Here is a 13,275-nt window from a genome sequence, read left to right as displayed (position 1 = left end):
AACAAAGGCTTGGGCAACGCGCTTGTCCCAAATTGCGTCGTGCCAGTGCATTAAAAAGTGTCGTATAAATCTCTTCTTTGATCATGGTGCGCCGAGGCGCTCGATCGTCAGCACGCCGTGGCCGTCCAGATCGATGACCCGATTGTCGCCCACGCGCAACGAGGTATCGAGATTGCGCGTCCATGTGTCGACGCGGGCGGGCGCGTCGGCGTCAGGTGAGGGCTGGAAGCGATGCAATGTCACGCCGATGGAAAGCGTCTGGAATTCGCCAGAAACGACCATCGGGCGCAAGGTCACGTCCACGCCGGTCTTGGCCCAGCGATGGCGCATGAACTGGCAGGTAGTGGCATCGCAGCCGAGCGGGGCCGTATCGTCGGGCAGGCCGGCAGCGAAGCGCGCTTCCCATTGCGCACGCGGCATCGAACCGCCCACATCGTATGTTTGGGTGCGTTCGAGCAGCGCAACATGCTGGCCCGTGCCGGAGGTTTCCATCGGTAGCGTGACGCGTTTGGTTTCGGATTGACCATCGAATTGCGCTGTCACGCTGATCACCACAGGAGCCGCCATTTGGGCCCACACCGTGCCTGTGGCGAGGCTGCAGCCGAGCAGCGTTGCATGGAGTGCTTGGCGAATCGTCATGGCAAGAATCCTTCCTGGCGTTGCTCCGCGTGCAGCACGCGCCGTGCCGGGTCTTGCCGATAGAAGGCCTGCAAGAGTGCGTACAGCGAAGGCAGCGTTCCCAGCAGCGCAACAGGTTCGACAAAAAACACTTCCGAGGCGACTGCGAAGAACTCGGCCGGATGTTGGGCACCATAGGGATCGAGCAATGCCAGGATCGGGTCGGTATCCCATCGGCGCTCCGGAATCTGTTCGCAGAGCCCGGCAAAGGCGTCGTATTCGGCGTAGAGATCGTCAGCCCACTGCTCGCGGTCAATGTCGGCATGCAGCCGCGACGAAAACGCCGGGATGCCATCCGATTCGCCATTGAGCATGTCGAGCTTGTGCGCGAACTCATGTATGACCACGTTGTACGGCTGCGCGCCGGGCTCGGCCAATGCGCTGCCGAGTTCGATGTCCTGCCACGAGAGGATGACCGGACCGTGCTCCCATGCTTCGCCGGCGGCTTCTTCTCGCACATCGTGCACGACACCGTCTTCGTCCATGACTTCCTTGCGGATGACGAACTCGCCGGGATAGATGACCACGCCATGCCATCCGCCGTACCACGCCATGCCCAGCTCAAGAATCGGCACGCTGGCCTGCACGGCAATGCTGATCACCATCTCGTCGGTGAGCGGCAGGTCGTGGGCGGTGGTGAATTCCTTTTCGGCGATGAAGAGCGTGGCCGTTTCGCGCAGGCGGGCAAGATCAGCGTCCGACCAATCCTGCAGGAACGGCAAGCCGATGCGTGTGCGCGACCACAGCGTGTCGGAGATGGCGTAGCGGGCAAGGCGCCGCGATCGTGCGCGGCCGGAGAACCAGCGGAAGACAGACGAAAGCATGCGTCCAGTATATCGGCGCGTGCCTTCGTTCCAGGCGGATCAGGCCACCGACAGCAGCCGCGCGCCGCGCTGGTTGGCGACGTACACGGCCTCGGTCCGGCTGCGGACTTTCAGGCGGCGATACAGCGTGCTGATATGCGCCTTGGCTGTCGCCTCGGAGATGTTCAGCATGCGGCTGATGGTCTTGACCGGATGCCCGCGCGAGAGCAACACCAGGATCTCGTACTGGCGCGGCGTGATGCCGAGCAGCTTGGGATCGGTCTGCGGATCGCCGGCCAGTGCCGGGTTGGGAGTACCGTCCAAACGCGATTCCGGCAGCAGGGCGCTGGCGGGGATGTACTGCCCGCCCACCAGCACCAGCTCCAGCGAAGCCGCGATGACCTCGCCCGGCGAATGCTTGAGCGTATAGCCCGATAGGCCCATCTGCATGAGCGTGCGGATGATGTCGGGGGACTCGGATTCGGCCAGCACAACCACGTGGCGCGCGTGCGGCCGATGCATGATCTCGCCGATGGCCGACAACTCGTCGAGGTGTGGCAGCGGCAGGCCGATCACCAGAAGACCGGCGTCGGCATTGGTCTCGATGGCGTCGAACATCCCTTCGTCTGGCTCGACGACTGTGACGCCGGTGACGCCTTTGAGCGTCCGCAGCAGATGCGCAATGCCCGTACGCACCAACGGATGGGCTTCGATCAAAACAGTGTTCATCGTTGTTCTCGACCTGTTACCGATCTTGCGAACATCCTTGTCGCCCCGGCAGGAAGCAGGCCGGAGCAGACCCCCGTTCCGAATCATTTTAGTGGCCGACGTCAAAAATGACAGCCGCCACGGTCATGCGTCGGGACTCTCGTTGCCGCGTCCTGGCTCATCAGTCGGCGTTTTGCCAGGGCGCGCAATTCACTTATTCGAGGAAGCGGAGGGGGCTGTGGCAACATTTTTGCGGCAAGGGCCGTTTCAGCCTTGACACAAAAATCGCGCGCCGCAGCGGGCAATCCGTCTTCCGCGTGCAGAATATCCCGTAAAAACAAGGCATTACCCATCATGGCATGGTTGTCGCTCTGTCCTCTTCGGGGAGGAGCGAGCCATGCCGATCATCGCGCAGCGCTGTGCTCGACGTTTGCCGTTCGGGTGGACGGTCGAGGGGACCGGAGTGGTCGCGAATCGTGCGGCCATGGTCGTCATGGGGCCAGCACTCGCAGTAGACAGCGGCATCTTCGTGCAACGCGCAATCGCGCTGCTTGCCGCTCTTCGAAGCGTTCTCGCCGATACGTTGCCGGCGCGACTCACCTTCGGTCTGCTTCCCACCCGCGCATTCGATCCATCCACCGGTTCTATCGTGTCCGTGCTTTCGGACGGCGAACTGAGTACGTCGCATGCGTGGCTTAACAATCCAACGGCAAACGGGCGGGCGCAATCCCCCCGGAAGTGGGGTGTGTCTGTCGGCGAGTCCGATCCCTGGGGCCTGCTATGCACTTTGGCGGGCTGGATGGGTGGCCCGCGACGATGTGGTCCCACGAATGTGGCGCTACCGCAACGTGCCAAGCTCCGGCCGGCGCTGCGGCGCGCTCAACGGTTTTGTGCTCCGTCCCCCGGCGGGCACTCTTTTTTTTTTGCAGGCGTCTCCGAACTGACTGGTTTTCCGGTGTCGGATGAGGCACTTGGGGCGAGGGTGACGGGGGGCATCAAGTTGCGCATCGCAATCGACGTCCTAAAGCAATCGGGGCGCGGCCCCTGGCCACGCCCCGTAGAAGGCAATCAAACCGGTCGGGTCAAGCCGGATGCAACGGGTGCTCTGCCCGGATGCCGTGCTTCTGCATCAGCCGGTACAGCGTCACGCGGGATACGGCCAACTCGCGCGCCGTCATGCCCATGTGAAAGCCGTTGCGCGCGATGGCCGTGCGGATGGCATCTGATTCGGCCCCTTCGCGCGCTTCTTCCAAGGTCTGGCCTGACACGGATGCGTAGCCTTCCAGGTGCAGGTCAGCGGCGGAGATCTTGCGGTTATCCGTCATCACCAGCGCGCGGCGCACGCGGTTGATGAGTTCGCGCACGTTGCCCGGCCAGGGGTAGTGCATCATCGCGTGCAGCGCGCAGGGCGTGAAGCCGCGGATGCGGTGCGAGGCCTCGCTGGCGTGCTGGGCGAGAATGTGTTCGGCCAGCAGCACGATGTCGCTGCCGCGCTCGCGCAGCGGTGGCACCGAGAGCGTGAGCACGCACAGCCGGTGGAAGAGGTCGGTGCGGAAACCGCCGTGGTGCTGGGCCGCTTCCAAGTCCACGTGCGTTGCCGAAATGATGCGGATGTCGAGCGGAATCGCCTGATGCCCGCCCAGCCGCGTAATCGTGCCCTGCTGCAGGAAGCGCAGCAGGCTGACCTGGCTCTCCAGCGGCAGGTCGCCGATTTCATCGAGGAAGAGCGTGCCGCCGTTGGCATGTTCAACCCAGCCGATGTGACGCTGATGCGCGCCGGTGAAGGCGCCTTTCTCGTAGCCGAACAGCTCGGATTGGATCAAGTGCGGCGGAATCGCCCCGCAATTGATGGCGATAAACGGCCCGCTTGCACGCGCCGAAGCCTCGTGAATCGCCTGCGCGGTCAACTCCTTGCCGGTGCCGGATTCACCTGCGATGAATGCCGGGGCGCTGTTTTGCGCGACCTTGCGAATGGCGCGGAACAGGTTGTGCATGGCGGGGCACTCGCCCAGCATGCGTGCGTGGTTGGCTTTGGGGGTCGGTGTGGTTTCCTGTGCAAGTGTCGCCATGCCCCACGCATGGCGCAGCGAATACGCAGCCTCTTCGGTGCGCAGCGGCATCTGCACGTAGTCGACGCAGTAATCGCGCACGAGTTGGCGCACGCGTTCATGGCTCAGCATGGCCGGCGGCAGTGCGGCCACCCAGCCCACGTGTGGCACCTGCATGCAGCGCTCGAGCAAGTCCAGTTCGGCGGCCGAAAACGCGCTGCTGAAATCGATCAGGCCCGCCTTGGGCACGCCGTCACGGATCGCGCAGCCCAGTTCACGCATCGACGTGACGCGGCGCACGTTCCAGTCGGCGCCCAGAATCGTCTCGTCGATTTCCCCCATTCCTGTACGTGATGCCACGACAACGGTTCGGCACGCACCCGTACAATCCAGCGACTCGTCGCGCATGGTTCCCCCGTTCGATTTTTTCGTGGTTCCTTCCTGCCCGAGGCGGCTCAGCCAGGGCAGGCTTGCAGTATGGTTGCCGGGTTTGCGTTTTGCGATGACGTTTACGGAGGAGGAACGCAAACGCTTGCCCGTCAGACGTGTAATGCAAATGAACTAGCGAGTTTCACGAGGCTGCTCAGCAGACGCGGTACAACCGGCATGTGAGTGACACGGCAATAAAAAAGCGCACCACGGAGGGTGCGCTTTTGGTAATGCGAGCAGGAGGCTTAGCCGCCGCGTTTCATCATGTCGAAGAACTCGGCGTTGTTTTTGGTCGACTTCAGCTTGTCGAGCAGGAATTCCATTGCCTCGACCTCGTCCATGTCGTGGATGAACTTGCGCAGGATCCACACCTTCTGCAGGATGTCCGGCTTGATCAGCAGTTCTTCGCGGCGCGTGCCCGACTTGTTCAGGTTGATCGCGGGGTAGACGCGCTTCTCGGCCAGGCGGCGCTCCAGGTGCACTTCCATGTTGCCGGTGCCCTTGAACTCTTCGTAGATCACGTCGTCCATGCGGCTGCCGGTTTCGATCAGCGCCGTGCCGATGATGGTGAGCGAGCCGCCTTCTTCCAGGTTACGTGCCGCACCGAAGAAACGCTTCGGGCGTTGCAGCGCGTTGGCGTCCACGCCGCCGGTCAGCACCTTGCCCGAGGTCGGCACCACGGTGTTGTACGCGCGGGCCAGACGCGTGATCGAATCCAGCACGATCACCACGTCTTTCTTCAGTTCGACCAGGCGCTTGGCCTTTTCGATGACCATCTCGGCCACCTGCACGTGACGCACGGCCGGTTCATCGAACGTGGAAGCCACCACTTCGCCGCGCACGGTGCGCTGCATTTCGGTCACTTCTTCCGGGCGCTCGTCGATCAGCAGCACGAACAGTTCGGCTTCGGGGTGGTTGGTCGCGATGGCGTGCGCAATGTGCTGCAGCATCACGGTCTTACCCGATTTGGGCGATGCCACCAGCAGCGCGCGCTGGCCGCGGCCGATCGGGGCGATCATGTCGATGATGCGGCCGGTGATGTTCTCTTCGGCTTTGATGTCGCGTTCGAGCGTGAGCGGCTTGTTCGGGTGCAGCGGCGTCAGGTTCTCGAACATGATGCGGTTCTTGACCGCCTCAGGAGGCTGCGCGTTGACCTTGTCGACCTTCACCAGCGCGAAGTAGCGCTCGCCATCCTTGGGCGTGCGGACTTCGCCTTCAATCGTGTCACCGGTGTGCAGATTGAAGCGGCGAATCTGCGACGGGCTGATATAGATGTCGTCGGTGCTGGCCAGATACGAGGTTTCCGGCGAGCGCAGAAAACCGAAGCCGTCGGGCAGCACTTCAAGCGTGCCGTCGCCGAAAATCGTTTCCCCTTGTTTCGCCTTCTTTTTCAGAATGGCAAACATCAATTCCTGCTTGCGCATGCGCTGCGCGTTATCGATCTCCAGCTGCCCAGCCATTTCCAGCAATTGGGACACGTGCAAGGATTTCAGTTCTGTCAGATGCATAGACGAAAGAATGGGAAGGGCCCGAACGGGCAGCGAAACGAAAAACGGGGGGAGGGGGAAAAGGTCGAGCGAACGCTCGGGGAAACAGATTGGCTGCAATCTTAGCACAACGCTGGCGGGCTTCCAGGCGGAAGTGCGCCAGCGTGTGGATGGGCAACGCGAGGTGCTGTGCGCTGCCGGATACTGCGGCTTACAGGTGGCTGTCCAGGAATGCCGTCAGTTGCGACTTGGACAGCGCGCCCACCTTCTGCGCGGCCACAGCGCCGTTCTTGAACAGGATCAGCGTCGGGATGCCGCGAATGCCGAACTTGGCTGGCACGCCCTGGTTTTCATCGACGTTGATCTTGGCGATCTGCACCTTGTCGCTGTAATCCTTGGAGACTTCGTCCAGGATCGGGGCGATCATCTTGCAGGGGCCGCACCATTCGGCCCAGAAATCGACCAGCACGGGTTTGTCGGACTTGAGCACGTCGGCCTCGAAGGACGCGTCGCTCACATACTTGATCTGTTCGCTCATGGCGGGAACCTCTGTTATTTCGTAAAAGCTGGCGACGTGCGCCGAACCCATACATTACACGATTACGCGAACCGGCGTGCATTGGGACCACTGTCGGCGCGGGTGCTGCTGATATAGTACCGACGCCCTCGTTTTCAATCGTTGATTGTGGCTATCACGCCGATAGCCGCGCATCTTCGTCTTCCTCGTCTTTCGGTTCATCGCTACACACCACCCCGCATGCAGACGCTTGCCTTCGCGCCTGGCCCAGCATTTCTTTCCCGTGCCGCCGACGCTGCATGGCGTTTTTTGGATGCGCATGCGCTCTCTTCCGGTGCAGCCACGGTTGTCGTGCCGACGGCCGCGCAGATCCCCGGGGTGCGCGGTGCCCTGCATGCCAGTGCGCAGGCCGCGGGCACGCCGCGCCTGCTGCCGCGCATCTTGACGCTGGGCCATTGGCTGCTGGATCTGCCACCCGAACCTGACCTGCCGTCGGCGCGTACGCCACTCTCGCGGCTGTTGGCGGTACAGCAGGCGATCAAGACGCAGAGCTGGCTGCGCGAAGCGCTTGGCGCACAGGACGATGCCGCGCTGTGGGGCGTCGCGCAGGTGCTGGTGACCGTATCGGACGAGCTGTCGCAGCGCTGGCTGACACTGGAAGCCGCCCACAGCGATACCGAAGGCCGATCCGATGAACTGGAGGCGGCGCTGGCCGAAGCGCTGGAGCACACCTACGCGCAACTCTCGGAGCGCTTTCTCGGGACCGAGTCCCGCATCGTGCTGACATTCTGGCGCTTGCTTTCCGGTGCCGCCGACCCGATCCCCATGCGGTTGCGTGCCATGCGGCGCCTGCTGGACGAACTGCGCGGGCCGATCGTGTGGATGAGCCCGACGGACCCCGAAGCCGTTGATCTCGATTTCCTTCAGCGCGCTGCCGAACGCGTGCCGGTCCTGAGCATCGGCTACGACTGGAATGCGCCGGACGCCGGAGCATCCGCAGCGCCTTCCACGCACGCGGATTTTCGCGATCTGCTGTTGCATGCGTGGCCCGAATGCGCCACGCCGGCGCAGACCACGGACGATGCGTCCGACGCCCAGATTCCCGCGCCGGTGCTGCGTATTGCAGGTGCTGCCCGCTTTGAGGACGAAGCCGCCTTCGCCGCGCATACGCTGGTCGACTGGCTGAACGCAGGGCGCCGCTCGCTGGCGCTGGTGGCGCAGGATCGCATCGTCGCGCGGCGCGTTCGTGCGCTGCTCGCGCGTGTGAACGTGCCGGTGCGCGACGAGACCGGTTGGAAGCTCTCTACCACCCGCGCCGCTGCCGCACTGATGCGCTGGGTCGATGTCGTGCAGGGCGATGGCGACACCGGCGCGCTGCTGGATCTCATCAAGAGCCCGTTTTGTCTGCGCGACACCGATGCCGGCACCGCCACGCCCGCGTGGGTCGCCGAGCTGGAGCGCCGCGTGCGCCGACACAACGTGTCGGGTGGGTGGGGGCGATTGCGCCGGCTGGTTGCGGACCGTCCCGCCGACGCCGCCGAGGGCGAGCCGAAGGTCAGCCGCCTGGCCGACCGCCTTGGCCTTCTGGCCGACGAGGCTGCACTGTGGCGCCGCGCCGGCAGCGCCACGCTTGACGCGTGGGTGACGCTGCTGGCTGGCACACTCGATCGCCTGCACATGCGCACCGGTTTGCAGAACGACGATGCCGGCCGACAACTGCTCGATTGGATCGACCGCCTGCGCGTATCCGTGCATGGCAGTGCCGACGCCGGTGCCCGTTTCTCGCTCACGGAATGGCGGGCGCTGCTGTCGATGTTGCTCGAGTCCGCCGTCTTCAGTGAGCCGGCGCCGCCGGCGGATCGGCGCGTGGTCATCCTGCCGCTGAACGGGGCGCGCATGCGGCGCTTCGATGGTGTCGTGGTGGTTGGCTGCGACGATGCACAGCTGCCGTCAGCGCAGCCGGAGTGGCTGTTCTTCTCCAACGACGTGCGCCGTGAGCTGGGCTTGCCCGATCGCGCGCAGCGCTTTGCCCAGCAGGCGCGCGACCTGGCCGAGGTGCTGCTCAATCAGCCCGAAGTGGTGCTCACCTGGCAACGTCACGGCGGCCGCGGAGAGCCGCATCGCCTGTCCGGCTGGCTCGAACGCCTGCAGCGGAGGCTGGCAGTGGGTGGTGTGCGTATCGATACGCCCGTCGTTCTGCCCAGCCTCCAGACCACGAGCCAACCGACCGACATGCCCGCGCCTGCCGCACCCGCGCTGGTGCCTTCCACGCTGAGCGCGGCCGCGTACAACAGTCTGCGCCGCTGCCCGTACCAGTTCTTCGTCGGCCGCATGCTGCGGCTGGGCGAGCTGGAAGAGGTGTCCGACGAGCTGGAGAAGCGCGACATCGGCGAGATCCTGCACGCGATCCTGCATCGTTTCCATCGGCAGTTGCTGGAGGTGCCGATGCACGATCCGACCGATCGTCTGGTGCTGCTGCAAGGGATTACCGACGCGCTGTTCGGCCCGCTGCTGGCCGAGGACGGCAATGCGCTGCGGTTCTATCGTCGCTGGCAGGGCGTGATGCCGTCGTATCTGGCGTGGCAGGCCGCCCGTGAGGCCGAGGGCTGGCGTTTTGAAGCTGGCGAAATTGATGCCGACACTTCGATCACGCTACCGAATGAACGCCCACTGCGCCTGCGCGGCCGCATCGATCGCATCGACGTGCACGACGAGCACGGCGTGGCGGTGCTGGACTACAAGACGCAATCACAGATGGTGCTGGCACGGCGTGCCAAGACGCCGTTCGAGGATTGCCAGCTCCCGTTCTACGGAGTCCTGGACAGGCGCGCCGATGCGGGCGCCTGGGTGTCGCTCGATGGTGAAGCGCGCGGTGATAAACGCGACGTGGTGCTGCCCGACTTCACGCAAATCGTCGACTGGCTGATCGAACAGATGCAAAAGGATATGACCGCGCTTGCCGCCGGTGCGCCGCTGCCGGCGTTTGGCGATGAATCGGCGTGCCGCTATTGCGCGGCGCGTGGCCTGTGCCGCAAGGGGTATTGGACCGACGGCGCGCCGCGTGAACCGGAGGGCCGGTCATGAGCGACCACGCCTATGAACGTGACGGCGCCGCCGTTTCGCCGGAAGACTTCTCGCGCGCCGCATGCGACCCGTTGCGCTCCGTCGTGGTGGAAGCCTGTGCGGGTAGCGGGAAGACGTGGCTGCTGGTCACGCGCATGCTGCGCCTGCTGCTGGCGGGGGCGGCACCGGCTGACATCCTCGCCATTACCTTCACACGCAAGGCGGCTGAAGAGATGCGGCAGCGCTTGCTGGACATCCTCGCGCAGCTGGCCAGTGCCGACGATGCTGGTGTCGTGCGCGAATTGATCGCGCGCACGGTGGATGAGCGCGACGCACCGCAGTTGGTCGAAACGGCACGCGGTTTGTACGCACGCGTGCTGGAATCGCCGCAACGCATGGCGATTGATACGTTCCACGGCTGGTTTGGATCATTGCTGCGCGGAGCGCCGTTGTCGTCGGGCGTGCAGCAGGGTGCATCGCTGCGTGAGGATGCGGGGCGGTTGCGGCGGGAGGCCTGGGCGCCGTTCTGGCGCGGGCTGCTGGCGGAGGGGTACGCCGATCTGCGTGCCGCGTATGAGGCGTTGGCGGATCTGGTCGGCGACTTTCAAGCAGGCCGCTTGCTCGACGCGATGTTCCATCAACGCAGCGATTGGTGGGCGTACAAGGCGCAGGCCGGAGCGCATCCGCTGAATGCACTCGATGCGCTGCTCGGCGACGATGCCACCACGGATCCGTTGATCGAGGTGTTGCAGGATGCTGCGCTGTTGGCCGACATGCTGCGTGTATCCGGCTGGCTGGGGCAGGGCGGTGCAGCCGAGGGCAAGCGTGCGGTGATGATCGAATCCGCGGTCACGGCAGCCCGCGGGATCGACCTTTCGAATGAAGCCGCCCGTGCGCCGGCATTCGATGCGCTGTTCGCCGCATTCCACACGCAGGCCGGCAAGGCGCGCGCCTGCAAGCCGACCAAGGCGCTCATCAAGGCCATCGGCGACGATGCTGCGCAAACACTGGTGACTTTGCACACCGCGTTGTGCGAAGCGCTGACCACGGTGCAAGCGCGCCGCCAGGAAGCGCGTGTGCGCGCGGTCAACGCAGCGCTGTTCACGCTCGGCGATGCGCTCATCGATCGCTACCAGGCCTACAAGCGCCAGGCGCGCGCGATGGATTTCGCCGACCTCGAATGGGAAGCCGCCCGACTCATGCAGCAGGAGGACACGGCGGCCTATCTGCAGGTGCGGCTGGATGCGCGCTACAAGCACCTGTTGCTCGATGAGTTCCAGGATACGAACCCGATGCAGTGGCGCATCCTGCAGGGCTGGCTGGATGGCTATGCGGGTACTGGCACGCAGCCGAGCGTGTTCCTGGTGGGCGATCCCAAGCAATCCATTTATCGTTTCCGCCGCGCCGATGCTCGGTTGTTCGACGCCGCACGCGAGATGTTGGTCGCGGAATTTGGCGCCACCGTGCTGCGCACCAACCGCACGCGCCGCAATGCGCCGGCGGTGCTGGAGTGGGTCAACGCCGTGTTCCTGCAGGCGCGTGCGCGGGGCGACTATCCGATCTACGCCGAGCAAAGCACGGCTGTCGATGCCCCGATCGGGCAAGCGCTGCTGCTGCCCCTGGTGCCGGTGCCCGAAACCGAACAAGCCGACGACGCAGCACCGCGCGATACGCTCACCGAGCCGCGTGAGGAAGCCGGTGATTCCCAGCGCTACGAAGAAGGCCGCCAGGTCGCCGCATGCCTGCGCGCTTTGCACGCCAACGAGCGCATCCGCGAGGGCGGTGTCGAGCGCCCTGTGCACTGGAGCGACTTCCAACTGCTCGTGCGCCGCAAGCGCCACCTTGCCGACTACGAGCGTGCGCTGCGCGACGCCGGCGTCCCGTACCTGAGCCCGCGTCGCGGTGGCCTCTTGGCCACGCTTGAAGCCCTTGACCTGTGCGCGCTGCTCGATTTTCTGATGACGCCGCAGGCGGATCTGTCGCTCGCGCACGTGTTGCGTAGCCCAATCTTTGCCGTCACCGATGACGACCTGATCGCGCTGGCTCAGGCTGGCGACGGCGCCCCTGCATTGACGTGGTGGGAGCGCCTGACAGCGTTGGCTGGCCGGACTGAGGCAGCGCCCGCGTTGCTCCACGCGCACCGCATGCTTTCGCGCTGGCTGGCCGTGGCGCCCACGCTGCCCGTGCATGATCTGCTGGACCACATCGTCTACACCGGCGAGCTCAAGCGCCGCTATGCCGAGCGTGCCCCCGCCGCCAACCGCGACCAGGTGCTTGCCAACCTCGACGCGTTTCTCAAGCTCGCGCTCGATCTGGACGGTGGCCGGTACCCCAGCCTGCCGAAGTTCATGGCCGAGCTGCGTGCCATTCGCCAGGGCGACGACGATGAGAGCCCCGATGAAGGCGTGCAAGGCGAAACGGAGGCACCCGACGCCATCGACGCCGAAGTCGCCAGCGAAGGCCTGGATGCTGTGCAGATCCTCACCGTCCATGCCTCGAAGGGGCTGGAGGCGCCGTTTGTCGTGCTCCTCGACAGCCACCACAGTGATGCGCGTGTCGATACCGCTGGCATCCTGATCGACTGGCCGCCTGGGGCGCAGGCGCCCACGCACTTCTCCGCGTTCGGGAAGACGTCCGAGCGTGGCCTCGCGCGTGAGCCTCTCTTCAAGCAAGAAAACGATCTCGCCGAGCGTGAAAACTGGAACCTGCTGTACGTGGCAATGACGCGCGCACGGCAGGCGCTGATCGTTTCCGGGGTGGCGAACAAGCGCGATACAGCGGCGGCACAATCGGTGGATGAGGGCGATGCGCCCGAGGTGGACGGCACAGCCAGTTGGTACACGCTGTTGGCCACCGCGGGCGTGGCGTCACCGGCACCGGTGCTCGATACGTCTGACAGCGCGGATGCCATGCCTGCCGAAGCCGAAACGGTTTCGTACCACGACTTCCGCGCGCCGCTCACGGTCACGGTGCGTATCGGCAATGCAGGCGCATCGGCGGAAAGCGCGACCGACATCGTCTTCGATCAGGGCGCCGTCGCCCAGGGTGAACTGTTGCACGCCGTGCTTGAGCGCCTGACGCGCTATGGGCGCCCTCAGCAAGCCCTCGACGCCGCGACGATCGCGCGCTGGTTCGGCGCGAGCGGCGTGACGCAGGCCGATGCCACGCGTGCTGCCGATGCGGTGCACCGCATGCTGTCCGCAGAAGCCCTGACGCACGTGTTCGACCCCGCACGCTTTGATGCCGCTCACAATGAGATCGAACTGTTCGGCCCGGATGGCGCATTGCTGCGCATCGATCGTCTCATCGAACGCGGCGACGAGGTTCTTGTGGTCGACTACAAGCTGCGTCTGCTGCCCGTGGAGCGCGCGGCGTATGCCGATCAGTTGCGTGGCTATGTAAGCGCTGTTACGCCGATGTATCCCGGGCGCTCCGTGCGTGCGGGTGTCGCCACCGCACAGGGCGAATGGATCGATCTGGAGTCGTTGCCCAAGCCGGCACAGACGTCACACGACGACACCCAGGGCGCGCTGTTCTGACGC

8 protein-coding genes are annotated in these 13,275 nt (G+C 64.7%); 2 read left to right on the top strand and 6 right to left on the bottom strand.

All coding sequences use genetic code 11. From position 1 onward, the window contains the following. Positions 1-81 precede the first annotated feature (81 nt). The 6 genes from NG900_RS07625 to trxA form a co-directional block, all read right to left on the bottom strand. Entirely contained in the window at positions 82-639 is a 558-nt protein-coding gene (locus NG900_RS07625) for a hypothetical protein (RefSeq protein WP_252678777.1), read from the bottom strand. Continuing rightward, the gene (locus NG900_RS07620) at positions 636-1,502 is read right to left on the bottom strand and encodes a M90 family metallopeptidase (RefSeq protein ID WP_252678776.1); all 867 of its coding nucleotides are present in this window, start codon (positions 1,500-1,502) and stop codon (positions 636-638) included. The genes NG900_RS07625 and NG900_RS07620 overlap by 4 nt, the downstream gene beginning before the upstream one ends. A 39-nt stretch (positions 1,503-1,541) precedes the next feature. After that, positions 1,542-2,210 (bottom strand): LuxR C-terminal-related transcriptional regulator, encoded by a 669-nt coding sequence (locus NG900_RS07615; RefSeq protein ID WP_252678771.1) that lies wholly within the window; start codon positions 2,208-2,210, stop codon positions 1,542-1,544. A 1,061-nt stretch (positions 2,211-3,271) separates the two neighbouring features. Further along, the gene (locus NG900_RS07610) at positions 3,272-4,645 is read right to left on the bottom strand and encodes a sigma-54 dependent transcriptional regulator (protein ID WP_252678769.1); all 1,374 of its coding nucleotides are present in this window, start codon (positions 4,643-4,645) and stop codon (positions 3,272-3,274) included. A 266-nt stretch (positions 4,646-4,911) separates the two neighbouring features. Beyond that, on the bottom strand, positions 4,912-6,174 hold the full coding sequence (rho, locus tag NG900_RS07605) for a transcription termination factor Rho (protein WP_252678767.1): 1,263 nt from the start codon (positions 6,172-6,174) through the stop codon (positions 4,912-4,914). Positions 6,175-6,364: 190 nt separating this feature from the next. Beyond that, on the bottom strand, positions 6,365-6,691 hold the full coding sequence (gene trxA / locus NG900_RS07600) for a thioredoxin TrxA (protein ID WP_252678766.1): 327 nt from the start codon (positions 6,689-6,691) through the stop codon (positions 6,365-6,367). A gap of 219 nt (positions 6,692-6,910) precedes the next feature. Between trxA and NG900_RS07595 the strand changes: the two genes are divergently transcribed. Both NG900_RS07595 and NG900_RS07590 read left to right on the top strand, forming a co-directional pair. Beyond that, positions 6,911-9,754, top strand: coding sequence for a PD-(D/E)XK nuclease family protein (locus NG900_RS07595; RefSeq protein WP_252678765.1), 2,844 nt, complete (start codon positions 6,911-6,913; stop codon positions 9,752-9,754). Continuing rightward, on the top strand, positions 9,751-13,272 hold the full coding sequence (locus tag NG900_RS07590; RefSeq protein ID WP_252678763.1) for a UvrD-helicase domain-containing protein: 3,522 nt from the start codon (positions 9,751-9,753) through the stop codon (positions 13,270-13,272). Before NG900_RS07595 ends, NG900_RS07590 begins: the two co-directional genes overlap by 4 nt. Positions 13,273-13,275 lie beyond the last annotated feature (3 nt).

The organism is Ralstonia soli (genome assembly GCF_023955655.1).
Classification (GTDB): domain Bacteria; phylum Pseudomonadota; class Gammaproteobacteria; order Burkholderiales; family Burkholderiaceae; genus Ralstonia; species Ralstonia soli.
Note: the sequence above shows the minus strand (reverse complement) of the source record. Positions and strands in the feature narration are given on the sequence as shown.